We start from the raw sequence: 22,902 nt of genomic DNA, 5'->3' as shown, positions 1-22,902 counted from the left end.
CAGTGACGTGGCTGATGAACCGGAGAACCGGAAACGAGCACTGCGCGCCGAGCTCCGCGAGCGTCGCCGCATCCGCACGAGCACGGAACGCGAGCGCGCGTCCGCCGCGATCACCCAGCACCTCGTGCAGCTCGCGAGCGACCTCGACGTTCATTTCATCGCCGCCTACCTGTCGACCCCCGACGAGCCGGGCACCCGCGAGTTCCTACGCTGGGCGGCCGGGCGCGGCATCCGGATCCTGCTGCCGGTCTCCCGCGCCGACGGCCTGCTCGACTGGGCTCCCTACGACGGGGAGGACGAAGACCAGGACATCCTCGGCATGCCGACGCCGACGAGCGAGCTGCTCGGCCCGATCGCGATCAACGGCGTCGACCTCATCCTGGTGCCGGCCGCCACGGTGTCGCGCACCGGGATGCGGATGGGCTGGGGGCGCGGCTACTTCGACAAGACCCTCGGCTCGATGGAGGGCTGCCCGCCCGTCTACGCGCTCATCTACGACGACGAGCTCGTCGACGAGGTGCCCACCGAGCGCCACGACATGCCTGTGGACGGGGTGGTGACCCCGAGCGGGATCGTCTCGTTCGCCGTAACCTGAGAGCACGATGCCCACGTACTCCTATCGCTGCGCCGACTGCGGCACCGCCTTCGACATCCACCAGGCGTTCACCGACGACTCCCTCACCGAGTGCCCCAGCTGCGCCGGGCGGCTGCGCAAGCAGTTCGGCGCCGTCGGGGTCACCTTCTCCGGCTCCGGGTTCTACCGCACCGATTCGCGGGTGGCATCCGGCTCGAGCGGCAACGACGCCGCTCCCGCGGCTCCGGCCGCACCCACCACCACGACCACCACGACAGATTGAGGTTCCCATGAAGGGGTTCCGCGACTTCATCCTCCGCGGCAATGTGATCGACCTCGCGGTCGCCGTCGTCATCGGCGCCGCGTTCACCGCGATCGTCAACGCGATCGTCAACGCCGTGATCAACCCGGCGATCGGGGCGCTGTTCAACGCGGAGACGCTCAACGAGGCGCTCCCGGTGACGATCCCGACCACCTCCGGCGGCGAAGCCACCCTGTTCTTCGGGGCGGTGATCGGCGCGGCCATCAACTTCGTGATCGTCGCCGCGGTCGTGTACTTCGTGCTCGTGCTGCCGGTGAACAAGCTGCGCGAGCGTCAGGCCGCGAAGAAGGGGATCGCCGAGGAGGAGGCCGGGCCGACCGAGACCCAGCTGCTCGCCGAGATCCGCGACCTGCTCGCCGCCAAGCAGTAGCCCACCGGCACCGAACTAGTAGTGCGGGGGCTTGTCCTGCCGCATCCGCTCGTCGTTCTCGGTGGGCGAGTGGCGCCGAGGTTCGGGCGCGGGCGTCGGGTCGCTCCCCGGCGGGGGCGGCGTCGTCACGCGGCGTCGCTTCCGCCGCGGTGCGGGCGGCTCCTCGCGCTCAGCCGGCGGCGGGGTATCCAACGACGGGAAGCTCCTCGGTGATCGGCGCCGTGCTGATGCCGGCGAGCCCCGCGATCCGGGCGGCGACCGCCTCCGGGTCGGCGAACAGCTCGAAGGCGTGCACGCGGGCGTAGTGCCAGCCGAGTCGCCGCAGCACCTCGGGGCGCAGCCGCACCGCCTCGCGCAGGCTGCGGCCGGTGAACACCGTGTCGGTCTCGACGACGACGCACATGCCGCCGTTGGCGGCGACGAGACCGAGCTTGCCGCGGTGGCCGAGCGCGACGCGCAGCCCGCGGGCTTCGAGGCGACGGGCGAGGTCGACGAGCATCGGGTCGGAGTCGTCGGCGAGCGGCGGCTCGGCGCGCCGGGTGGCGATCTCGCCGAGCAGCTCGGCGAGCGCGACGGCGCCGTGCTTCATCCGCTGGGCGTCGAGGTCGTCGGGCTGCACGCAGGTGACGATCACGAGCGAACGCCGGGCGCGCGTCATCGCGACCGCGAGCAGGCGTTCCCCGCCGGGGCGGCCGAGGGCGCCGAAGTCGCTCAGCACGCGGCCGTGCGGGGTGCGTCCGTAGCCGAGCGAGAACACCACCCGGTCGCGGCTCTGGGCGACGGCGCGCTCGACGGGCAGCACCGCGAACGGCTCGGCGTGCTCGCCGAGCACGAACTCGCCGAGCTCCGGATGCGTGGCGAGCTTCGCGAGCACCGCGTTCATGACGCGCACGGCGTGCTTCTCGGAGGCGGTCACGACCATGAGCGATTCGCGCGGGCGCGTGACGGCGTGGTCGATGACGAGCTCGAGCACCCGGGCGACCTCGGCATCCACCGACTCGACCGCGCCCGTGTCGGGGTCGGGCAGGCCGGTGCCGTTCTCGATGTACTCGAGCGAGATGCTGCCGTGGCCGAGGAAGGAACCCGCCCAGGGGAGGGCGTCGATGCGCCCGCCGTAGAAGCGACGGTTGACGAGCTCGGCGAGGTCCTCGCCGCCCGCCCGGTAGCTGCGGGTGAGCGTGAGGGTGGGCAGCACGGCGGACAGCCGGGCGAACGCGGACTGCGCGTGCAGGTCGTCGGGGCGCTCCTCGGCGGCCTCGTCGAGGGATGCCGCCGCGGGCTCCGCCTCGTCGACGCTCTCCTCGGCCGGTTCCGGGGCGTCCGCGTCGTTCGACTCCGCGTCGACGGCGGGGATCTCGGGAGCCGACGGCTCGAGATCGAGGTCGAGTTCGACGGCCGTGTCGGCGGACTCCTCAGGAGCCTCCGCGGCCGCGCGCACCGGCATCGCCGAGCGCGGCGAGGGGTAGGCGACCGCCATGGGGGTCTCGGGGCTCTCGTCGAGGCCGATCCGGAAGGCGGCCGGGGTCTGGGTGACGGGGTCGCCGAAGGCGACCACCTGCTTGGCGCGGCGGATGGCGCCCACGTTCTCGGCGATCGTGGTGGCACCGGCATCCACGAGGATCACCGTGTCGATCGCCATCGTGTCGCTCACCTGCTCGATCTCGTACGGCGAGGCGAGCCAGACCGGCGCCGCGGTGCGCGAGAGGTGGGGGGCCAGTCGCTGCAGCGACTCCGAGGTGAGGGCGCCGCTCACGATCAGCCGCTTGAGGGCGGCGGCCTCCTCGGGCCAGTCGATGAGGCCGATCCGCCAGTTCTCGGAGAGCTGCCAGGCGAGCAGGCCGGCGCTGCCCTGCGCGTGTGCTTCATCCACGAGCCGGAAGTCGGCTTCGAGCCGCTGCAGCACCTCGGTCTTCGCCCCGAGCAGGGCGCGGTCGGAGGCGAGCAGCCCGTCGAGGGCGGAGCGCCACCAGGCCAGCTCGAGCTCCGCCGCGACCTGCTCCTCGGGCACGTGGCGTGCGGCGAGGTCGGTGATGAGCTCGTCGAGGTCGAGGTCGCGCAGCTCCTGCATGAGCTCGCTGCGCTCCTGCAGGTTGTGGAGCACGTCGGACTCCTTCGCGAGCTCGCCGAGCAGCGCCGACAGCTCGTGCAGCGGCAGGGCGTTCAGCTGGGTCTCGCGCGTGGTGCGGCCGAGAGGCGCGTCGAGCTGGGCGAGGTCGGCCGAGACCTGCTGCCAGGCGACCTGCACATCCGAGATCCCGGTGGGCACCTCGGGCGTGACGCCCGCCGCGACGTAGCGCTGCCACAGGATGCGCTGCTGCTGGATGCCGGTGAGCGCCTCGTGCAGGTCGCCCACGTGCATGCCGGGGCGCACATACTCGCGGGCGAGCTTCTTGAGCCGCCGACGGTTCGCGCCCGACATCTCGGGGGCGTCGCGGCGCGGGGCGGTCGCGACGATGAGCTCGGAGAGCGAGCGGTCGAAGACGGCGGGCTCGAACTTGTCGAGCGTGTCGCGCAGCTCGGTCAGCAGGCGCAGGTACACGCCCAGCTCGGCGATCGAGGTGAACGGCCGCATGCGGGTGGAGCCGATGAGGGCACCGGCGCGCACGAGCAGGCGGGGAAGCGTCTCGGCGTGCAGCTTGCGGGCGATCGCGTGCGCCCGTCCGGCGTCCTCCCCGGTGGCGAACTGGGCGCCGTACCAGGGCGAGTCGCCCGGTCCGTAGCGGAACTCCCCGAGCCGGGCGGCCGCGACCATGGTCGCGGCGACGCGTGCGCGGTCGCCCGCGAGCCGTTCGACGGCGAGCGGGCTCAACCGCGCCGAGGTGGACGGCGGCTGGGGCAGCGAGGCGAGCCGGGAGAGCTCGTTGACGCAGTCGAACACCGAGACCCACAGGGTCGGGTCGGGGCGCACGAGCGCCTCTCGGTAGTCGATGAGCACGCTGCGCAGGCGCACGAGCGCCTCGTCGACGTCGGCCAGCTGGGGCTGCACGGTCTTCTCCGCACGGGCGATGCCGCGCACGACATCCCGGCGCAGCGTCGACGGCGAGACGGCGACGCCGGGAAGCCCGACATCCCCGAGGCGCTGCGCGATGCCGCGCAGGCTCGCGCGACGCGCCCCCACGACGAGCACGCGCTTGTTCTGGCTCACGAGCGTGCCGAGGGCGTTGACGATCGTCTGGGTCGCGCCGGTCCCGGGCATGGTGCGCACCACGAGCGAGTTGCCCGCGGCGATCTGCGCCACGATGTGCTCCTGCTCGGCGTCGGCATCCAGCAGCAGCACGTCGGTGGAGGGGTCGCGCCGGTCGGGGTCGACGGCGGCGACCGGGTGGTATCCCTCCTCGAGCGCCCACTTCGCGGTCGCGTTGCCGGCGAGCGCATCGAGCACGGGATGCTCGAGGTGCTGTGCGTCGGCGACGAGCGCGGAGGCGACCTCCTCGAAGGAGGAGACCACGAGGCGCGGCTGCACGGTGATCTCGCCGAGGTGCCCGGTGAGGCGGCGCAGCTGGTCGATGACGGCGTTCGGCTTGAAGGTGCCGTCGTCGTCCGAGAGCGCGACGAAGCTCGCGGCGTCGAGCGAGATGCCGTATTGCCGCTCGAGAGCGCGCGCGAGCGCCGGGTTGAGCACGGCAGGGCCGCGCAGGCGCAGCTCGAAGTCGCGTCCGTGGCGGCGGATGGCGAGGGGGCGCAGCAGCAGGGGCGCGCAGTAGTCGACGCGGTCGTGCATCCACCGCACCACCCCGATGCCGAGGTGCACGGTGTCGAGCCCGCGCGTCGTGGAGAGCTCGAGGCTCTTCGCGGTGATCCGTTCGGCCGCGACGCGCGCCACCCGCAGCGCGAGGTCGTCACGGATCAGCTGCGACAGCAGGGTGCTTTTGCCGGTGATGAACCGCGCGAGGCCTCCCGGGTGGGTGGTGGAGAGTTCGATGCGGGTGGTGGGCGCATCGACGAAGTGCAGCAGCGGGGAGGGGCCGCCGATCTGGGCGAGCTCCTCACGCCACGCCTCGCGTGCGGGGTCCGCGACATCGCGGGAGCTCGCGGGGGGGACGGGCACGAGCACCGGCGGGGTCGCCGGCGCTCCGGACGCGTTCGGGGTCACCGGGATCTCACCCGTTTCGTCATCCCGTCGATTGGCAGGCCACACACGGCCACGATAGGTCGATCAGCCCCCGGTTCCCGGGAGCGAAACTCCGCAATCGACGACCGGTGCGCATGACGAGGGTCAGCCGAAGTACTGCCTGCCGAGCGCCTTCGACTTGAGCGCGTCGTACTCGCCCTGGTTGATGGTGCCCGCGTCGAGCAGCGCCTTGGCTTTCGCGATGTCGTCGACGGGGGTACGGGACGCCGCGGGCCTCCAGTCCTGTTCGGGCACGACCGCCCGCTGCGCGCTCGCCCGGGCGCTGATGCTCTTGCCGCGGATGATGAGGTACAGCAGCGACCCGAGCAGCGGCAGCAGGAGCAGCACGACGAGCCAGACGGCCTTCCAGCCGCCGCCGAGCGTGTGGTCGCGGAACAGGTCGACGAGGATCCAGAACAGGATCAGCAGCGTCGCGATGAAGATGAACGCCTCGAGGATCCACCAGATGAAGGTCGCGGTCCAGGTGAAGAAATCCATCGTCGGCTCCTCGTCGTCGGGACGGTCGTCTCGATTGTGCCCCTCAAGCCGGGTCCGGCGCACCCTCTCGGGCGAGTTCGCGCGTCATGAAGACGCTGAACGGGTCGAGGCGGTAGTCGGCGAACGGGCCCGTCTCGACGAACCCGGCCCGGGCGTAGAGCGTGCGGGCGGGGCGGAAGAACTCCTGGGTGCCCGTCTCGAGGCTGATCCGCCGGTAGCCTCGGGCGGTCGCCTCGGCGAGCACGTGCTCGAGCAGCAGCCGACCGAAGCCTCGGCCGCGCGCCGCGGCATCCGTGCGCATCGTCTTGAGCTCGCCGTGGGTGGGGTCGAGCTGCTTGAGGGCGACGCAGCCGAGCACCTCGTCGCCGTCGCTGAGCACCCAGAAGGTGACGGAGGGATGCTGCAGCCCCGAAACGTCGAGGGCGTGCACGCTCTCGGGCGGCGACTCGGCGAACATGTCGGCGAGGTGGTCTTCGAGCAGCCGCAGCACGCGGGGATCGGTCAGCTCGCCCAGGGCGATCACGGGTGCGCTCATCGCATCCATTCTTCCCGAGTGCGGCTGCCGCGGCGTTGGGTCACAGCCGCGGGATGAGGCCCTCGACCTTGGCGAGCCGCTGCTCGGCCGTCTCGAGGAATGCGCCGCCCTGTCGCGACGGCTCCGCCTCGAGCTGCGCCCGCACGCTCGCGACGGTCGAGGCGAGCATCGTCTGGATGGCCGTCGCCGCCCAGCGCGGCGCCTCCTCGTCGGTCGACGCACGCGGCTGGTAGTCGAAGCTGTCGAGGGCCTGGCCGCTCGCGGGGTCGAAGCGGGCGAAGACGGCGCGCCAGGAGTCCGCCTCCGGGATGAGGAATGCGCGCAGGCCGGGCAGGACCTCGACCGCCACACCGAACTCGGGCAGCTCGCCTCCGGGCGGGAAGCTGTGCACCCGGGGATCCATCTCGCGCACGCTCCACGCGAGGGTCTCGGCGAGGTCTCTCACCCGTCTGCGCTCGTTCCTGGCCACGCTTCGACGCTACCGGTTCCGCGAGCGCCTCCGAGTCACGCGCGGACGGCGCGTGACGGCAGTGGTGCCCCTGGAGGGACTCGAACCCCCAACCCTTTCCTTAGGACGGAACTGCTCTTCCATTGAGCTACAGAGGCGCAGGGCCGAGACCCGGCGGATCGAGTCTACGGGCGGGCAGGCGGGCGGCGGCGCGGATCAGTGCGGGGGCGGCGAGAGGTAGATCGCGTCGGCGGCCGCGATCACCCGCTGACCGTAGAGGTGGTCGGAGCCGTAGTTGTACTCCTCGATCGCGACCGAGCCGTCGGGGAGGATGCCGGACACGTAGGCCACGTGGTTCTGGCCCGGGAACCAGGCGACCCATCCGGGCGCCGGGGTCGTGCTCGTCGCCCAGCCGTGGATCTCCCACTGGCGCTTCCACGAGCTCGCGTTGCCGCCGCCCGGGGTGAGCACCGACCAGGTGAGCGCGAAGGGCGCCCTCGTGCTGCCGGCGTCGCGGTTGAGGCGCCAGGCGACGAAGTCGACGCACTCGCGGTAGAAGTAGTTGAGCGGCGAGAGGCCACCGCCCTGGTTGCGGCTGAGCTCCGCGGGCCACGGGTAGTCGTCGCCCATCTCCTTGGCGCCCGAGCTGAGGTACGCCGAGAGGTTCTGCTGGCGCTGCGCGTCGCGATAGAGACGCTTGAGGTCGGCTGCGCTCGTGGCCTCGTAGCCGTCGCGCGCCTCACCCGAGGCGGAGGCGAGCTCGGTGGAGCCGGCGGCGAGGGCCACCTTCTGGGCGGCGCCACCGGCGGCGACGTCCGCGAGCGGCGACGAGAGCTCGCCCTCCGCGAAGGCGGGGAGGTTGGCGACGCCGGGGAGGGTGACCGATGCGAAGAGACCGCCGACGATCACCATGGTGCCCGCGGCGGTCAGACGCTTGCGGAGCGGGCGACGAGGCGAGGAGGACGGCGCGGATCCGCGGCGCGAGCTCGCCCGACGCTCCGGGCGCGACCGCTTGAGCGGCAGCGGCTCCTCGGGCTGCAGGGCCAGCGCGGGCGGCGGGGCCAGCGCGGGCGGCAGGGTCAGCGCGGGCTCGACCGGCACAACGGGCGGCGCGGGCTCGACGGGTGGCACGGGGAACGCGGAGGCGAGCGGTTCGAGCGGCGCAACCGGCGCGAGCGGCACCGGCGGCACGGATGCGGCCGCCTCGCGGGCGGCGCGACGCGAGGGGTACTGCACCTCGGGCGCGGCGGCGACCGCGAGCGCGGGCTGCGACAGCACCGCCGCGGCGGCGCGAAGCGAGCGACGCGACGGATACTCGACATTTCCCGGAGCAACCACCGCCGCGTCGGGACGGCTCGGCTGCTCAGACAGGCGTGCTCCCGAGGTCTCTGCGGGCCCGGGCGCAATGCCCCAGGCGGCGAGGGTCTCGATGTCAGTCACGTTGGATACGGGTCTCCGGGTTTAGGCGACCCGATCGACGTTACGCGACATCAAACCGATTGTCACGTCTTGGTAACGCCACGTTTTCCGGGGCAGACAGGTCTGTCGCCCAGGACTTTCCCAGGCTCGGAGGCCGTCCGACAACGGGATCCGCACCTCACGCCGCGGGCGCGAGGAACTCCTCCCATTGCGGCTGACCACGCTCGGCACCGCGCACCAGCCACGCCGTCCCGTGAGGGGGGCGGGGCGAGAACCGCAGCGTCCACCCCATCTCCTGCGGGGTCCGGTCGCCCTTGATGTTGTTGCAGCGCAGGCAGCAGGCCACCAGGTTCTCCCAGCTGTCGGCGCCCCCGCGCGAACGCGGGATGATGTGGTCGATCGTCGAGGCGTGCATGCCGCAGTAGCCGCAGCGCTGATCGTCGCGCCGCAGCACGCCCCGCCGCGACACCGGCACGGCTCGTCCGCTCGGCACGCGCACATACCGCCGCAGCAGGATCACCGACGGGCGATCCCAGCTGCCCGTCGTGCCGTGCACCGGGTGGTCGTCATCGCACGCGACCACGACCGCCTTCCCGGCGAGGACGAGCACGAGGGCTCTCTTGAACGACACGACGGCGAGCGGCTCGTATCCGGCATTCAGGACCAGGGTGCGCAACGGGTCTCCTCTCGAGGGAGCCTGCACGGCTTGCAGGCCTTCGAACATCCCCGAGGTGCACGGATCCGAGCCCGAGAACAGGAAGAGGCGCCGTCGCGAACGACAGCGCCTCATACCTCCGCGGCGTGACAGTGCACGTGCGGACGACTGCTCAGCTGTATGCGGAACTGCGCGCGGGCATCCATGGTGCGGATGCTGCGTGCGGTGCGCATATGCCCTCCCGATTCCGAGAACCCCGAGGCCACCAGGCTAACCCCGTCGGGTGAACATCGCAGGAACGACACAGAACGTGCCGCCGCGCGCGGTTCGGCGCTACGCGCCGTAGCGCACGAACCAGGCGTTCGGATCCCAGATCGCCTCGATCTCGACCACGCGGCCCGGCATCGGGGCATGCACCATCGTGTTGTTGCCGAGGTAGATGCCGACGTGGCCGCCGCGGTCCATGGCGACGATGTCGCCCGGCCGCGCGTCCGCGCGCGAGATCGGGATGCCGCCGGCACCCTGGGCGCGCGAGGAGTGCGGCAGCGCCACGCCGAACTGGGCGTAGACGAACATCGTGAAGCCCGAGCAGTCGAACCCCGCCGGGGTGCCTCCGCCATAGACGTACGGAACGCCCTGGTACTGCAGGGCGACCTGCACCACCTGGTCGAGCGAGAACGACGGATACGGCGGGTTGGCGAGGAAGTCGCGAGCCGACGGCCCCGAGTACGCGGCGAAGGCGGCGCGCTGCTGCGCGCGGCGGATCTCGGCGGCCGAGATCGTCTCGTAGCCGTCGCGTGCGTCGGCGGGGAGCACCGCGTCGTCGACCTCGATCGACTGCGCGCCCGCGGCGCGCAGCTGCTCGAGCGCGGCCGCCTCATCCGAGTGGTCGGGGGCGGGCGGCGAGTAGGCGTAGGCGGGCAACGCGATCGTCGCGAAGATGCCGGGCACCACGATCGCCATGACGGCGAGGTTGCGCAGCGAGGTGCGGCGGGGGTTTCGGGTTCGGGGGGCGGGAGCGGCGGACCGCTCCATCTGGGTACCTGGAAGCAAGAGAGCTCTCCCGCGCCTCGGCCGCTCTCGGTGCGCGACCCCATCCCTTTCGTATGTCACGTCGCCGCACAGAGGATGGGTGAACGAGACGCCCTGGGCAGCGGCCCCCGACCGTCCTGATGTGACCGGGGGACTTGGCGAGTTTAGGGGACGGGCCCGCTCTTGTCACATCGCCGTCCCCCGTTCAGGGGGAACCGACCCGGGCGCGCGGCGCTGTGCAGGAGCGGGTTCAGGACTCGATGTAGATGTGCGAGGCGACCTCGCTGGGCAGCTCGAGCCCGTCGCCGAAACCGTCCACCTGCACGAGCACGTAGGCGCCTGCGGCGGAGATCGTGGCGGTCGCACCCGGCAGGACGCCCGCCTCGCGCAACTGCGCGAGCAGCTCGGGCTCGAACTGCACGGGCTCGCCGAGCCGCCGGATGACGCCCGACGACTCCCCCGGCACCGCCGCGGCGCGCTGCACGAGGCTCTCCACGCCGTCGAGGAACCGGCCGGCCGGAACGTCCCCCAGCTCATCGAGACCCGGGATCGGGTTGCCGTACGGCGACTCGGTGGGGTGATCGAGCAGCTCGAGCAGCCGACGCTCCACCTGCTCGCTCATGACGTGCTCCCAGCGGCACGCCTCGTCGTGCACATAGGCCCAGTCGAGGCCGATGACGTCCGAGAGCAGCCGCTCCGCCAGGCGGTGCTTGCGCATGACGTGCATGGCACGGCTGCGGCCCGCGGTGGTGAGCGCGAGATGCCGGTCGCCCTCGACGACCACGAGGCCGTCGCGCTCCATGCGCCCGATGGTCTGCGACACGGTCGGACCCGAGTGCCCGAGGCGCTCGGAGATGCGCGCGCGCAGCGGCGTGATCCCCTCCTCCTCGAGGTCGAGGATGGTCCGAAGGTACATCTCCGTCGTGTCGACGAGATCGGTCATCGTGGCCTCCCAGCACGTCGCAGCAAGCCTACCGGGCACAAATAGACTCGGTGCGTGCCGAACATCGAGATCCCCCGTGACCTGCTGCCCGCCGACGGACGATTCGGATGCGGTCCGTCCAAGGTGCGGCCCGAACAGCTCGCCCACCTGCAGGCGAACGCGGAGCTTTTCGGCACCTCGCACCGCCAGAAGCCGGTGAAGGCGCTCGTCGGCCGCGTGCGCACGGGGCTCGCCGAGCTGTTCCGACTGCCGGATGGCTACGAGGTCGTGCTCGGCAACGGCGGCTCGACCGCGTTCTGGGATGCCGCCGCGTTCTCGCTCATCGAGCGCCGCGCCGAGAACCTCACCTTCGGAGAGTTCGGCGCCAAGTTCGCCCAGGCCGCCGCCGCGCCCTTCCTCGAGGCGCCGCGCGTGATCGACGCGCCCGCCGGATCGCGCGCCGAGGTCGAGGTGCTGGACGGCGTGGACGTCTACGCCTGGCCGCACAACGAGACCTCGACGGGCGTCATGGCGCCTGTCCGCCGCGTCCACGGCGACGACGGCGCCCTCACCGTGATCGACGCGACGAGCGCCGCGGGCGGCGTCGACTTCGACGTCACCGAGACCGACCTCTACTACTTCGCCCCGCAGAAGAACTTCGCATCGGACGGCGGCCTGTGGTTCTCGCTCGCGAGCCCGGCCGCGATCGAGCGGATCGAGCGGATCGCGGCATCCGGCCGCTGGATCCCGGAGTTCCTGAGCCTCAAGAACGCGGTCGACAACTCGCGCCTCGACCAGACGCTCAACACCCCCGCCATCGCGACGCTGCTGCTCATGGAGGCGCAGCTGGACTGGCTGAACGCGAACGGCGGACTCGCCTTCGCGGACGCCCGCACGCGCGAGTCCTCGGACCACCTGTACGCGTGGGCCGAGGCGAGCGAGGTGGCGACCCCGTTCGTGGCGGACCCCGACCACCGCTCGCAGGTGGTCGTCACGATCGACTTCGACTCCTCGATCGACGCGGCCGCGATCGCCGCGGCGCTGCGCGCCAACGGCGTCGTCGACACCGAGCCGTACCGCAAGCTCGGCCGCAACCAGTTGCGCGTGGCGACCTTCGCCGCCATCGACCCCGCCGATGTGCGGGCGCTGACGGCGTCGATCGACTACGTCATCGCGGCGCTCTAGCTGTTCTTCCCCGACACGTTGTGAACGGCTGAGGTGAGCGAAGACCTCCGGGAACGATGTGGGTAACCACACTCAGATCGTTTCCACGGAGGTCTTCGTGACTCACGCTAACGCGCCGTTTACTCCGGAGGGCAGGGCGCGCCTTGCTCGTCTCATCGTCGATCAGGGCTGGCCGGTGCGGCGGGCTGCTGAGCGGTTCCAGTGCTCCCCGGCGACGGCTTCCCGTTGGGCGTGCCGCTACCGCGCCGGGCTGCCGCTGACCGATCGCAGCTCCCGACCGCACCGCAGCCCGTCGCGCTCGTCCCAGCGACTCGAGCGACGCATCGTCGCGTTGCGCTTCACCCGCCGTTGGGGTCCGCACCGCATCGGCTATCACCTCGGTGTTCCCCGCTCGACGGTCGGACGCGTTCTCGCCCGCTATCGGATGCCGCGACTTGTCCACGTCGATCAGGCCACCGGGCTGCCTGTTCGCGCGCCGAAGCCGGTCCGCTACGAGGTCGCCGCGCCGGGAGAGCTCGTCCATGTCGATATCAAGAAACTCGGTCGCATCCCGGATGGCGGCGGCTGGCGCATCCATGGTCGCGGTTCGACCCAGGATCGACGAGCCGGCTCGGCCCGGGATCGAGCCGCACGTCGCGGCGCGTCCCCTTCGCGCGGCTACACCTTCCTGCACCACGCGGTCGATGACCACTCCCGGCTCGCCTACTCCGAGCAACTCCCCGACGAACGCAAAGAGACCGCGGCCGGCTTCTGGCTCCGAGCCGCAGCGTTCTTCGCCGAGCACGGCATCACCGTCACCGCCGTGATGACCGACAACGGCTCCTGTTACCGATCACGCGCCTTCGCCGCCGCACTCGGCAACATCCAGCACCGCTGGACACGCCCCTACCGGCCGCAGACCAACGGCAAGGTCGAACGCTTCAACCGCACCCTCGCCACCGAGTGGGCCTACGCCGAGGCATACTCATCCGAGGCCACCCGCTCAGCCACCTACGCCGACTGGCTCCATCACTACAATCACCACCGACCCCACACCGGAATCGGCGGTCTCGTCCCCGCAGCCCGCGTTCACAACCTCACGGGGAAGAACAGCTAGCGAGGATCGGCGCATGCGACTGTGGCTGCGCGAGGATGAGCGGCGTCCGGACCCGGAACCGGTCGCCACGGACGACCGCGCGGCCGTGCTCGCGGGGCTCGTGCTGTGGGTGCTCGCCCTCGGCGGGCTACTCGTCTTCGTCGGCGCGCTCGTCGATTCGGGGCGCGTCTGGTGGCTGTGGACCTGCCTCGTCGGCATCGGGCTCGGTCTCGTCGGACTCGTCTACACCCACCGCAAGCGGCGCTGAGTCGTCGTGCTCGAAGTCGATCCCGTCGTCGGGGTCGTCGCCGAAGTCCTCGTCGTGGTCGTCGTGGTCGTCGTCATCCGTGTCGTCGGCGTCGTCGTCCGCGTCACCCGCCTCGGCGGCAGCCGCCTCCTGGGCGGCGCGGTACTCCTCGAGGCGCTCCGACCACGGAACCCAGTCCGGTGCGAGCAGTGCGCCGTCGCCGGGCAGCAGCTCCGCCTCGAGCACCGTGGGGGCCTCGCCCGCGAGCTCGGCGACGCTCACCGTCCAGTGCCATCCCGGGTAGCCGGCCATCGTGGCCGCGAAGGCCAGCGTGGTGACGCCGTCGTCCTCCTCGGACTGCGAGATGAGCTCGCCCACGGTCGCGTCGGGCGTGATCTCGCGCAGCGCCTCCCGGGCGATCCGCAGACGCTCGTCGTCGGTCACCGGGTGCTCAGGCATCCAGGTCGTCGGCGACCTTGCGCAGCACCGCGGCGATCTTCGTGCCGTGCGCGCGGTCGGGGTACCGCCCGCGACGCAGGCCCGCACCGATGCCGTCGAGCAGCTTCACGAGGTCTTCGATGACGATCGCCATGTCGTCCGCGGAGCGCCGGTTGATCTTGGTGAGGCTCGGCGGGGCGTCGAGCACTCGCACCGAGAGCGCCTGGGCGCCCTTGCGTCCGTCGGCGATGCCGAACTCGAGGCGGGTGCCCGCGCGCACCACGGCGCCGGCGGGGAGTGCCGACGCGTGCAGGAAGACCTCCTGGCCGTCGTCGGAGGTGACGAAGCCGAAGCCCTTCTCCTCGTCGTAGAACTTCACCTTGCCGGTGGGCATGCGGGGCCTCTCTCGCTGATCCATGGGGCGGGGATGCGGGGCATAGTGTTGTCTCGTGCCCGAGAACGCCCCCGTCCCTCTCAATCGTATCGAACGTGTGCTCACCGTCTGGATCGCGACCATCGTGGGGCTGTCGATCCTGGCGATCGTGATCACGATCATCGGCAACGCCTCGGGGGCCGAGATGGCGAGCGGGATCTGGCCCGCGCTCGTCCTGGTGGGCTACATCGGGTTGCCGATCGCCTTCGTGCTCATCCTGGTGTTCCTCGTCGTGACCACCGTGCGGCGCCGGCGGCTCGCCCGGGACGGTGAGCGGTAGCACCTCCGCCTTGGCGCTCGCAGCATGGCTGCGGGCGCGAGACGACGACGCCCTGACGGCACTGCTGCGGGCCCGCCCGGTGCGGGAGGCGGGCATCCGCGACGTCTTCGACCTCGCCGAGGCCCTCCTCGAGGAGGGCTCGGTGCAGGCCGCGCTCGAGCACCTCGACCGGCCCACCCTCGCGGTGCTCGCGGCCGCCGGCGTGCTGGAGGAGCAGGGCACCGGCGGCGACGCGACGGCGATCGCCGCGCGCCTCGGCCTCGCGCCGGAGGCGATCCGGGAGCCGGTGGCGCAGCTCTCGGGGCTCGCGCTGCTCGACGACACCACGGGGCGCCCCGCCCCCTGGGGCCCCGTGTTCGCCCGACTGCGCGCCTGGCCCGCCGCGGGACTGCCCTCGGTCGAGGACCTCCTGGACGGCCCGCCCCCCGCGGCGCTCGAACCGGTCGGGGCGTCCGATCTGGCGGCCGCGGATCGGGGCGCCGCCGATCGCGCCTTCGAGGCGGTCACCGCGGTGGGCGAACTGGTGCGCACCCTCGAACGCGAGCCGGCGCGGCAGCTGCAGCGCGGCGGCATCGCCCTCCCCGACTGGCGTCGCCTCTCCGCCGCCGCGGGCGTCGGCGACGAGGAGCTGCGCGCGCTGCTCGACATCGCCGAATCCGCGCGGCTCATCGAGCTGAGCGCCGGATCCTGGCGGGTCACGGCGGAAGGCGTCGAATGGCGCGGTCTCAGCCGCGTCGAACGCTGGACGGCGCTGGCCGAAGGATGGCTCGCACAGGTGCCCGAGGAGCTGCGCGCCCACCTGCGCTCCCGAGCGCGGGCCCGCTGGGGCGACGGCCTCGTCGACTACCTCGAGTGGCTGTACCCGGCCGGGGGCGCGTGGATGCGCGAACGCGCCTCCACGGCATCCCGCTCGGCCGAGCTGCTCGGCATCGTCGGGGCGTCGATCCCCTCCACTCCCGGATCGGCCCTGCTCGCGACCGGTCCGGAGGCGGCGGCCGCGGCGGTCGGCGCCCTGTTCCCGCCCGACGTGCGGCAGGTCTACATCCAGCACGACCTCTCGATGATCGCCCCGGGCCCGCTCGCCGCCGACGTCGACGCCCGGCTGCGCGAGCTCGCCGACGTGGAATCGGTGGGCCTGGCGTCCAGCTATCGCGTCACCGCGGCGTCGGTCACCCGCGCGCTCACGGCGGGCGCGACGATCGAGCAGCTGCGGGCGTTCCTGGCCGAGACCTCGCTCACGGGCATCCCGCAGCCGCTCGAATACCTGCTGACCGAGACGGCGGGCCGCTTCGGAAGCCTCCGGGTGGGGGCGCTCGACGCGCCGATCTCGGGGCCCGACGCGGGTGCGCACGCCTACGTCCGCGGCGACGACCCGGCCCTGGTCGGGCAGCTCGTGATCGACCAGGCGCTGTCGTCGATCGCGCTGCGCCGCACGGACGCCCACCGCGCGGTGAGCCGTTTCGACGCGGAGGCCGTGTACTGGTCGCTCGTGGATGCGCGGTACCCGGCCGTGTTCGAGGACGCCACGGGCACGATCCGTCCGGTGCGGCGCGCGGCGCCCGCGCCGATCACCGCGTCGATCCCGGTCGACACGGCGGCGGCGCTCGTGGCGCGCCTGCGCCAGGCGGCCGCCGAGGCGCCCGCGGAGAGCGGCGCCGCGTGGAACGCGCGGCAGCTCGAGCTCGCCATCAAGTCCCGCGTCGCGGTCACGGTGACCGTGCGCCTGCCGGATGGCAGCGAGGTGCCCTACCTGCTGGAGCCGGCCGCGCTCGCCGGCGGCCGCCTGCGCGCGCGCGACCGCCGCGCCGACATCGAGCGCACGCTCCCCCTCTCGCACATCGTCGACGTCTCCCCCGCCTGACGGTGAGGGGTCGCGAGGTGCGCCCGTCGCGGCGTGTCTCGAGCACGCCGCGGCCCCTCACCGTCCAGCAAGCCGGCGTCTCGCCCGGATAGGCTGGACGGTTGTGAACGGACCGTTGATCGTGCAGAGCGACCGCACGGTGCTGCTCGAGGTGGCGCACCCGGATGCGGAGGAGGCCCGCCACGAGCTGGCGGTCTTCGCCGAGCTCGAACGGGCGCCCGAGCACGTGCACACCTACCGCATCACGCGCCTCGGCCTCTGGAACGCGCGCGCCGCCGGCCATGAGGCCGCCCAGATGCTCGCCACCCTCGAGCGCTACGCCAAGTTCCCCGTGCCGCAGACGGTGCAGATCGACATCGCGGAGACCGTCGGACGCTACGGCCGCCTCGTCATCGCGCGCGACGACAGCGCGGATGGGCACAGCGGCGAGCTCGTCATCCGCACCACGGATCCCGCGGTGCTCGCCGAGATCACCCGCAACGCGAAGATCGCCCCGTTCCTCGGCATCCGCCGCAGCTCCACCGAGTGGACGCTGCAGCCGTGGGCGCGCGGGCAGGTGAAGCAGGAACTGCTCAAGATCGGCTGGCCGGCCGAGGACCAGGCCGGCTACACCCCCGGAACCCCGCACCGCATCGACCTGGTCGAGAGCGGCTGGAGCCTGCGCCCCTACCAGCAGCAGGCGGTCGACAACTTCTTCGCGGGCGGGTCCGGTGTGGTCGTGCTGCCGTGCGGCGCGGGCAAGACGCTCGTCGGCGCGGGCGCGATGGCCGAGGCCGACACCACGACGCTCATCCTCGTCACCAACACGGTCTCCGCCCGCCAGTGGCGCGCCGAACTGCTCAAGCGCACGAGCCTCAGCGAGGACGACATCGGCGAGTACTCCGGGCAGTCCAAGGAGATCAAGCCGGTCACGATCGCGACCTACCAGATCCTCACCGCCAAGAGGAAGGGCGAGTACGCGCACCTGGCGCTTCTCGACGCCCTCGACTGGGGCCTCATCGTCTACGACGAGGTGCACCTGCTGCCGGCACCCGTGTTCAAGCTGACCGCCGAGCTGCAGGCTCGCCGCCGCCTCGGCCTCACGGCGACCCTCGTGCGCGAGGACGGCCGGGAGTCCGACGTGTTCAGCCTCATCGGCCCCAAGCGCTTCGACGCGCCCTGGAAGGAGATCGAGGCCCAGGGTTTCATCTCCCCGGCGTCGTGCTTCGAGGTGCGGATCGACCTGCCGCAGTCCGAGCGCCTCGAGTACGCCGCGAGCGCCGACGACGAGCGCTACCGGCTCGCCGCCACCGCGCCCGCGAAGCTGCAGGTGGTGAAGGATCTGGTGGCCAAGCACGACGGCGAGCGGATCCTCGTGATCGGCCAGTACCTCGACCAGATCGAGGAGCTCGCCGAGGCGCTCGGCGCCCCGCAGCTCACCGGATCCACGCCGATCGCCGAGCGCGAGCGGCTGTACCAGGAGTTCCGCGACGGGATCACGAAGGTGCTCGTGGTGTCGAAGGTGGCCAACTTCTCGGTCGACCTGCCGGAGGCGACGGTCGCCATCCAGGTGTCCGGGTCGTTCGGATCGCGCCAGGAGGAGGCCCAGCGCCTCGGGCGCCTGCTGCGGCCGAAGGAGTCCGGGCTGCCCGCGAACTTCTACACGCTCGTCGCGCGCGACACGGTGGACCAGGACTTCGCCCAGAACCGCCAGCGCTTCCTCGCCGAGCAGGGCTACAGCTACACGATCCTCGACTCGCACGACCTCGCGGCGTAGCGCGCACCCCGTCGCCGCCTAGGCTCGCCTCATGATCGAAGCGACCGCACTCACCAAGCGCTACGGCGCCAAGACCGCGGTCGACGGGGTGAGCTTCACCATCGAACCGGGTCGGGTCACCGGCTTCCTCGGCCCGAATGGCGCCGGCAAGTCCACCACGATGCGCCTCATCGTGGGACTGGACAACCCCAGCGCGGGCCACGTCACGGTCAACGGCAAGCGCTACGCCGAGCACGCGAGCCCGCTGCGCGAGGTGGGGGTGCTGCTGGACGCCAAGGCCGTGCACCCGGGACGCACCGCCCGCAACCACCTGCTCGCGCTCGCCGCGACCCACCGCATCCCGCGCCGCCGCGTCGACGAGGTGATCGCCTTGACGGGCCTCGAGTCGGTGGCCGGCAAGCGGGTGAAGGGCTTCTCCCTCGGGATGGGGCAGCGCCTCGGCATCGCGGCGGCCCTGCTCGGCGACCCATCGACGCTCATCCTCGACGAGCCGGTCAACGGCCTCGACCCGGAGGGCGTCATCTGGGTGCGGCAGCTCGCGAAGCACCTGGCCGGCCAGGGCCGCACCGTCTTCCTCTCCTCGCACCTCATGAGCGAGATGGCCCAGACCGCCGACCACATCATCGTGCTGGGCCGCGGACGCATCATCGCGGATGCCTCGGTGGCCGAGATCGTCGCCCTCGCCTCCGGACCGGGCGGTGCCACCGTTCGCGTGCGCACGCCCCACCTCGACCGGCTCGCGTCGGCGCTCACGGCGGGCGGCGCAACGTTGACGCCCATCCCCGAGACCCCCGGTGCCGCGATCGTCGGCGCGCTGCCGATCGAGCGGATCGGCGAGCTCGCCGCCCAGCAGGCGGTCGTGCTGCACGAGTTGACGTCGTTGCAGGGCTCGCTCGAGGAGGCCTACCTCGCCCTCACCCAGGACGATGTCGAGTACCACGCGGGAGGTGCCGCGTGAGCGCCGCCGTGCTGACCGAGTCCCGGCTGAGCCTCGGCGGCATCCTGATCTCCGAGTGGATCAAGCTGCGCACCCTGCGCTCCAGCGAGTGGTGCCTGCTGGTGTTCGCGGTGCTCACGATCGGTGCCGCCACCCTCATCTCCCTCGTGCTGACCGGCCTGGAGCACACGGGCTTCGACACCGCGACCGCGAACTACAACTGGTTCACGGCGTCCACGGTCGCCGTCGGCTTCGGGGTGCTCGTAGTCGGCGTGCTCGGTTCGCTCGTGATCACCGGCGAATACGGGACGGGGATGATCCGTTCGAGTGTGACCGCCGTGCCCCGCCGCCTCCCGGTGCTGTTCGCGAAGGCCGCCGTGATCGGCGTGGCAACCTTCGTGGCGGCGCTCGTCTCGCTCGTGCTCGCCGCCCTCGCCAGCGCCGCGATCCTCTCCGGCGCCGGCTACCCGGTCGACATCGCCGACGGTCAGGTGTGGGTGAGCATCACCGCGAACGCCGGCTACCTCGCGCTCGTGGCGGTGCTCGCGGTGGGTGTCGGCGCCGTCATCCGGGTGAGCGCGGGCGCGATCGCGACGGTGCTGGGCCTCATCCTCGTCGTGCCGACCGTGTTCCAGTTGATCGGCGGGCTCACCCAGCAGACGTGGCCGATCAACGTCGCGGCATTCCTGCCGAGCAGCCTGGGCGGTCGGATGGCGGCCTTCCCCGGCATCGAGGGCATCGTCATCGGCGACAACCCGTACCTCGTCCTCGAGCCCTGGCAGGCGGCGCTCGCCATGGTCGCGTGGGCGGCGGTGGCTCTCGCAGGCGGTGCCCTGCTGCTCGCGCGCCGGGACGTGTAGCGGAGCTCAGTCGCGGCGGTAGCGCAGCAGCAGGGTCGATTCCGCCCGCAGCACGTGGGCGAGCTCGAGCCCGCGCGGCGCGGGCAGCTCGCCCGCGGCGATGCGGCGGGCATCCCCCGCCTCGAGGCTCGGCGCCACGGTGACGCACAGCTCGTCGACGAGGTCGGCCGCGAGCAGCGCGCCGAACAGGCTCGGCCCGCCCTCGCACAGGATGCGCGTGAGCCCGCGGGCGTGGAGCGCGGCGACCGCGGCCGAGGCGTCGATGTGCTCGCCCCGACCGGCCTCGATCACCTCGGCGCACTCCGTGAACGCCGTCGTGTCGTGGCCCTCGGTCGTCACCACGATCGGCCGCACGGGCGCCTCGGTGAAGATGCGCGATCCCGCGTCGAGGTCGAGCGTCCCGGACACGATGACGAACACCGGGTGCGGCGGAAGGTGGCGCGCCGTCCGCCAGGCGACCGAGGCGTCCGACACCCGCAAGGGCCCGTAGCCTTCGGCGCGGACGGTTCCCGCGCCGACGAGCACCGCATCCGCCGCCCGCCGCAGCAGCTCGAAGGAGCGCCGATCGGCGGCGTCGCCGAGCCCGCCCGAGAGACCGTCGCGGGTGGCCGCGCCGTCGACCGAGCTCACGAAGTTGGCGCGCAGCACCGGGTCGGCCTCGCGCAGCTCCGCGACGAGCGCGTCGTCGGAGAGATCGCTCGCCGGATCCGGCCACAGCCGGTCGATCGTCACATGTTGTGCTTCAGCCATGCCGGCTCCCGCCATCCGAGGATCGCCTCCGTCATCCGCACGGCGGCGACCGTGGCACGCACATCGTGCACCCGCACGATGCGCGCGCCGTTGACGATCGAGACGACCGCGGCCGCGAGCGATCCCTCGAGCCGCTCGTACTGCGGGCGGTCGATCGACTCGCCCACGAAGTCCTTGTTGGAGAGCGCCACGAGCACCGGCAGCCCGAGGGACGCCACCTCGCCGAGACGCCGGGTGAGCTCGAGCGAGTGCAGGGTGTTCTTGTTGAGGTCGTGGCCGGGGTCGACGATGAGCCTCTCGACGGGGATGCCCGCCGCGATCGCGCGCTCGATCCGGTCGCGCAGGTGGCTGACGACGGTGTCGACCACGTCGTCGTACCGCGGCGAGGGATGCGGGGTGCGGGGCGGCGTGAGCGAGTGGGTGAGCACGAGGTGGGCGCGGGTCGCCGCCACCGCGGGTGCCATGTCGGGGTCCCACAGCCCGGAGGTGTCGTTCACGACATCCGCCCCCGCCGCGATCGCCGCCTCGGCGACCCGGGCCGAGAAGGTGTCGACCGAGATCACCACGTCGGATGCCGCGCGGATGGCGGCGACGAGCGGCACGATGCGGTCGAGCTCCTCGGCGAGCTCCACCGCGGGCCCGCGCCCGAAGGGCACCCCGCCCACGTCGACCCAGTCGGCGCCGTCGGCGACGGAGGCGAGCGCCGCATCCACCGCACGGTCGAGCGCGAAGGTCGCCCCCTTGTCGTGGAAGGAGTCGGGCGTGCGGTTCACGATCGCCATCACCGCCACGCGCCGCGCGAAGTCGAACTCGCGCGCCCCGATCCGGCGGAGCAGGGCGGGGGCGGAGGTCACGTTCCGATGCTAGGCCGCCCGCGCGAACTCCGACAGAAAGGGGCGCATGGCTGCACGGTGCAGCCATGACGCCGTCTGCGTCGGATCTCGCGCGCTACAGCTCGGCGAGAGGGATCGCGGGGTCGGCGAGCCGAGCGTCGTCGAGCTCCGCCCGCGAGCGGATCAGGCGCTGCACCTCGTCGTTGACGTCCCAGACGTTCACGTTCATGCCGGCGACCACGCGCGCGCCGAGCACCCAGAAGGCGATGAACTCCCGAGCGGCGAGGTCGCCCCGGATCACGACCCGCGCGGTGCCGGTCAGCGGCGCGAAGCCCGAGTACTCCATCCCCAGCTCGAACTGATCCGTGTAGAAGTACGGGATGTCGTCGTACGGTCGCTCGTCGCCGAGCATCGCGCGCGCGGCCGCCCGGCCGCCGTTCATCGCATTCGCCCAGTGCTCGCTGCGCACCCGGATGCCGTGCAGGTCCGGATGCAGGTGGCTCGCGATGTCCCCGGCCGCGAGGATGTCGGGGTCGCTCGTGACGAGCCGTTCGTCGACCAGCACGCCGTCGGCGGTCTCGAGCCCGGCCGCCGCCGCGAGCTCGATGCGCGGCCTGGCCCCGACCGCGAGCACGACAAGCTCGGCCCGCAGCACCTCCCCGCTCGCGAGCCGCACGCCGGTGACGGCGGCATCCCCCTCGATGGCCTCGACGGTCGCCTCGTGGCGGAAGGCGACACCGTGCTCCTCGTGCAGGGCGAGGAAGACGCCGCCGAGTCGCTCGCCGAGTGCCGAGGCGAGCGGAACCCTGCCACGTTCGACCACGGTGACCGCGTGGCCGAGCGTCCGCGCCGTCGCCGCGAGCTCCATCCCGATCCACCCGCCTCCGATGACGACGATCGACTTCTCGCCGCCGTGCAACAGCGCCTTCAGCTCGTCGGACTGCTCGATGGTGCGCAGCACGTGCACCCCCGGCAGCCCGACCCCCGGGAGCTCCGGCCGCACCGGCTCGGACCCGGTCGCGAGCAGCAGTCTGTCGTAGCGCTCGCGCGCGCCGTCGTCGAGCACGAGCTCGTGCGCGGAGCGGTCGATCGCGGCGGCGTTCGTGCCCGTGATCAGCTCGATGCCGTGCTCCGCATACCATTCGCGCGGATGCAGCTCGACGGCGTCCCAGCCCTCGGTTCCGGCGAGATAGCCCTTCGACAACGGCGGCCGGAGGTAGGGCACCGAGTGCTCCGACCCGAACAGCCGGATGGCACCCTCGAACCCGCGCTCCCGCAGCTCCTCGGCCGCCGATGCACCGGCCAGCCCCGCCCCGACGATCACCATGCGCTCAGCGCTCACCCTCCCGATGCTAGGACGA

The 22,902-nt window shown here is 72.2% G+C and carries 23 protein-coding genes, 1 tRNA gene and 1 pseudogene; 11 read left to right on the top strand and 14 right to left on the bottom strand.

The features are described 5' to 3' along the window. The first annotated feature begins 7 nt into the window (after window positions 1-7). Genes FLP23_RS04880 through mscL form a run of 3 tightly spaced genes read left to right on the top strand, consistent with a single transcriptional unit; the run spans window position 8 to window position 1,266 of the window. Window positions 8-595 (top strand): 5-formyltetrahydrofolate cyclo-ligase, encoded by a 588-nt coding sequence (locus FLP23_RS04880; protein ID WP_149324824.1) that lies wholly within the window; start codon window positions 8-10, stop codon window positions 593-595. Window positions 596-602: 7 nt separating this feature from the next. Next, window positions 603-857: an FmdB family zinc ribbon protein gene (locus tag FLP23_RS04875; RefSeq protein ID WP_149324823.1), complete on the top strand. Its 255-nt coding sequence runs from the start codon at window positions 603-605 to the stop codon at window positions 855-857. A 7-nt stretch (window positions 858-864) separates the two neighbouring features. Continuing rightward, on the top strand, window positions 865-1,266 hold the full coding sequence (mscL, locus tag FLP23_RS04870) for a large conductance mechanosensitive channel protein MscL (RefSeq protein ID WP_149324822.1): 402 nt from the start codon (window positions 865-867) through the stop codon (window positions 1,264-1,266). A 169-nt stretch (window positions 1,267-1,435) separates the two neighbouring features. On the opposite strand, the gene FLP23_RS12355 is transcribed toward mscL, so the two are convergent. From FLP23_RS12355 to FLP23_RS04825, 9 genes are all read right to left on the bottom strand, one after another. Further along, window positions 1,436-5,359, bottom strand: a complete 3,924-nt coding sequence (locus tag FLP23_RS12355; RefSeq protein WP_210413958.1) for an AAA family ATPase — start codon at window positions 5,357-5,359, stop codon at window positions 1,436-1,438. A 123-nt stretch (window positions 5,360-5,482) separates the two neighbouring features. Further along, the gene (locus FLP23_RS04860) at window positions 5,483-5,875 is read right to left on the bottom strand and encodes a PLDc N-terminal domain-containing protein (RefSeq protein ID WP_149324821.1); all 393 of its coding nucleotides are present in this window, start codon (window positions 5,873-5,875) and stop codon (window positions 5,483-5,485) included. Between the two features lie 43 nt (window positions 5,876-5,918). Then, entirely contained in the window at window positions 5,919-6,410 is a 492-nt protein-coding gene (locus FLP23_RS04855; protein WP_149324820.1) for a GNAT family N-acetyltransferase, read from the bottom strand. 40 nt (window positions 6,411-6,450) lie between these two features. Further along, the gene (locus FLP23_RS04850) at window positions 6,451-6,879 is read right to left on the bottom strand and encodes a hypothetical protein (RefSeq protein WP_149324819.1); all 429 of its coding nucleotides are present in this window, start codon (window positions 6,877-6,879) and stop codon (window positions 6,451-6,453) included. A 62-nt stretch (window positions 6,880-6,941) separates the two neighbouring features. Beyond that, window positions 6,942-7,016, bottom strand: a tRNA-Arg gene (locus FLP23_RS04845). A 58-nt stretch (window positions 7,017-7,074) separates the two neighbouring features. Next, window positions 7,075-8,298 carry a CHAP domain-containing protein gene (locus FLP23_RS04840; protein ID WP_149324818.1) on the bottom strand — a complete coding sequence of 408 codons (1,224 nt, stop codon included), beginning with the start codon at window positions 8,296-8,298 and terminating at the stop codon, window positions 7,075-7,077. Window positions 8,299-8,455: 157 nt separating this feature from the next. Then, window positions 8,456-8,953, bottom strand: a complete 498-nt coding sequence (locus FLP23_RS04835; protein WP_149324817.1) for an HNH endonuclease — start codon at window positions 8,951-8,953, stop codon at window positions 8,456-8,458. A gap of 312 nt (window positions 8,954-9,265) precedes the next feature. After that, window positions 9,266-9,967, bottom strand: coding sequence for a C40 family peptidase (locus FLP23_RS04830; RefSeq protein ID WP_210413957.1), 702 nt, complete (start codon window positions 9,965-9,967; stop codon window positions 9,266-9,268). A 247-nt stretch (window positions 9,968-10,214) separates the two neighbouring features. Beyond that, window positions 10,215-10,907 (bottom strand): iron-dependent transcriptional repressor DtxR, encoded by a 693-nt coding sequence (locus tag FLP23_RS04825; RefSeq protein ID WP_149324816.1) that lies wholly within the window; start codon window positions 10,905-10,907, stop codon window positions 10,215-10,217. Window positions 10,908-10,961: 54 nt separating this feature from the next. Here FLP23_RS04825 and serC point away from each other — a divergent pair, with 54 nt between their 5' ends. The 3 genes and pseudogenes from serC to FLP23_RS12440 form a co-directional block, all read left to right on the top strand. Beyond that, window positions 10,962-12,071 (top strand): phosphoserine transaminase, encoded by a 1,110-nt coding sequence (gene serC / locus FLP23_RS04820; RefSeq protein ID WP_149324815.1) that lies wholly within the window; start codon window positions 10,962-10,964, stop codon window positions 12,069-12,071. A 97-nt stretch (window positions 12,072-12,168) separates the two neighbouring features. Next, complete coding sequence (locus tag FLP23_RS04815) at window positions 12,169-13,167, top strand: IS481 family transposase (protein WP_149324118.1); 999 nt, start codon at window positions 12,169-12,171, stop codon at window positions 13,165-13,167. Window positions 13,168-13,180: 13 nt separating this feature from the next. After that, window positions 13,181-13,330: pseudogene (locus FLP23_RS12440) on the top strand (DUF2530 domain-containing protein); the annotation flags it as partial. Here the strand turns inward: FLP23_RS12440 and FLP23_RS04805 are convergent. Together FLP23_RS04805 and FLP23_RS04800 are read right to left on the bottom strand one after the other, a co-directional pair. Continuing rightward, window positions 13,295-13,852 carry a DUF3027 domain-containing protein gene (locus FLP23_RS04805; protein ID WP_149324813.1) on the bottom strand — a complete coding sequence of 186 codons (558 nt, stop codon included), beginning with the start codon at window positions 13,850-13,852 and terminating at the stop codon, window positions 13,295-13,297. The pseudogene FLP23_RS12440 and the gene FLP23_RS04805 overlap by 36 nt on opposite strands. After that, window positions 13,845-14,225, bottom strand: coding sequence for a cold-shock protein (locus FLP23_RS04800; RefSeq protein ID WP_149324812.1), 381 nt, complete (start codon window positions 14,223-14,225; stop codon window positions 13,845-13,847). Before FLP23_RS04800 ends, FLP23_RS04805 begins: the two co-directional genes overlap by 8 nt. A gap of 55 nt (window positions 14,226-14,280) precedes the next feature. On the opposite strand from FLP23_RS04800, the gene FLP23_RS04795 reads away from it, so the two are divergent. The 5 genes from FLP23_RS04795 to FLP23_RS04775 all read left to right on the top strand — a co-directional run bounded on the left by FLP23_RS04795 (window position 14,281) and on the right by FLP23_RS04775 (window position 19,958). Further along, window positions 14,281-14,544 carry a hypothetical protein gene (locus tag FLP23_RS04795; RefSeq protein WP_149324811.1) on the top strand — a complete coding sequence of 88 codons (264 nt, stop codon included), beginning with the start codon at window positions 14,281-14,283 and terminating at the stop codon, window positions 14,542-14,544. A gap of 10 nt (window positions 14,545-14,554) precedes the next feature. Then, the gene (locus tag FLP23_RS04790) at window positions 14,555-16,405 is read left to right on the top strand and encodes a helicase-associated domain-containing protein (RefSeq protein ID WP_149324810.1); all 1,851 of its coding nucleotides are present in this window, start codon (window positions 14,555-14,557) and stop codon (window positions 16,403-16,405) included. 103 nt (window positions 16,406-16,508) lie between these two features. After that, window positions 16,509-18,161, top strand: coding sequence for a DNA repair helicase XPB (locus FLP23_RS04785; protein WP_246140063.1), 1,653 nt, complete (start codon window positions 16,509-16,511; stop codon window positions 18,159-18,161). Between the two features lie 31 nt (window positions 18,162-18,192). Further along, window positions 18,193-19,119 (top strand): ABC transporter ATP-binding protein, encoded by a 927-nt coding sequence (locus FLP23_RS04780; protein WP_149324809.1) that lies wholly within the window; start codon window positions 18,193-18,195, stop codon window positions 19,117-19,119. Then, entirely contained in the window at window positions 19,116-19,958 is an 843-nt protein-coding gene (locus tag FLP23_RS04775) for an ABC transporter permease (protein WP_149324808.1), read from the top strand. Before FLP23_RS04780 ends, FLP23_RS04775 begins: the two co-directional genes overlap by 4 nt. A gap of 6 nt (window positions 19,959-19,964) precedes the next feature. Here the strand turns inward: FLP23_RS04775 and FLP23_RS04770 are convergent, their stop codons facing one another. The 3 genes from FLP23_RS04770 to FLP23_RS04760 all read right to left on the bottom strand — a co-directional run bounded on the left by FLP23_RS04770 (window position 19,965) and on the right by FLP23_RS04760 (window position 22,883). Then, window positions 19,965-20,708, bottom strand: a complete 744-nt coding sequence (locus FLP23_RS04770; protein ID WP_149324807.1) for a pyrimidine reductase family protein — start codon at window positions 20,706-20,708, stop codon at window positions 19,965-19,967. Next, window positions 20,687-21,490 carry a dihydropteroate synthase gene (folP, locus tag FLP23_RS04765; RefSeq protein WP_149326193.1) on the bottom strand — a complete coding sequence of 268 codons (804 nt, stop codon included), beginning with the start codon at window positions 21,488-21,490 and terminating at the stop codon, window positions 20,687-20,689. Before folP ends, FLP23_RS04770 begins: the two co-directional genes overlap by 22 nt. Before the next feature lie 166 nt (window positions 21,491-21,656). Then, window positions 21,657-22,883, bottom strand: a complete 1,227-nt coding sequence (locus FLP23_RS04760) for an NAD(P)/FAD-dependent oxidoreductase (RefSeq protein WP_246140062.1) — start codon at window positions 22,881-22,883, stop codon at window positions 21,657-21,659. Window positions 22,884-22,902: the final 19 nt, after the last annotated feature.

This window comes from Protaetiibacter larvae, assembly GCF_008365275.1.
Classification (GTDB): domain Bacteria; phylum Actinomycetota; class Actinomycetes; order Actinomycetales; family Microbacteriaceae; genus Homoserinibacter; species Homoserinibacter larvae.
This window is presented reverse-complemented; position numbering and strand designations above follow the sequence as displayed.

What these genes read in the sequence shown, in the direction of transcription:
- FLP23_RS04825 (WP_149324816.1), bottom strand. Translation starts at nt 10,907, where the DNA reads ATGACCGATCTCGTCGACACGACGGAGATGTACCTTCGGACCATCCTC.
- FLP23_RS04855 (WP_149324820.1), bottom strand. Translation starts at nt 6,410, where the DNA reads ATGAGCGCACCCGTGATCGCCCTGGGCGAGCTGACCGATCCCCGCGTG.
- FLP23_RS04875 (WP_149324823.1), top strand. Translation starts at nt 603, where the DNA reads ATGCCCACGTACTCCTATCGCTGCGCCGACTGCGGCACCGCCTTCGAC.
- FLP23_RS04805 (WP_149324813.1), bottom strand. Translation starts at nt 13,852, where the DNA reads ATGCCTGAGCACCCGGTGACCGACGACGAGCGTCTGCGGATCGCCCGG.
- FLP23_RS04830 (WP_210413957.1), bottom strand. Translation starts at nt 9,967, where the DNA reads ATGGAGCGGTCCGCCGCTCCCGCCCCCCGAACCCGAAACCCCCGCCGC.
- mscL (WP_149324822.1), top strand. Translation starts at nt 865, where the DNA reads ATGAAGGGGTTCCGCGACTTCATCCTCCGCGGCAATGTGATCGACCTC.
- FLP23_RS04780 (WP_149324809.1), top strand. Translation starts at nt 18,193, where the DNA reads ATGATCGAAGCGACCGCACTCACCAAGCGCTACGGCGCCAAGACCGCG.
- FLP23_RS04770 (WP_149324807.1), bottom strand. Translation starts at nt 20,708, where the DNA reads ATGGCTGAAGCACAACATGTGACGATCGACCGGCTGTGGCCGGATCCG.
- folP (WP_149326193.1), bottom strand. Translation starts at nt 21,490, where the DNA reads ATGGCGATCGTGAACCGCACGCCCGACTCCTTCCACGACAAGGGGGCG.
- FLP23_RS04800 (WP_149324812.1), bottom strand. Translation starts at nt 14,225, where the DNA reads ATGCCCACCGGCAAGGTGAAGTTCTACGACGAGGAGAAGGGCTTCGGC.
- FLP23_RS04860 (WP_149324821.1), bottom strand. Translation starts at nt 5,875, where the DNA reads ATGGATTTCTTCACCTGGACCGCGACCTTCATCTGGTGGATCCTCGAG.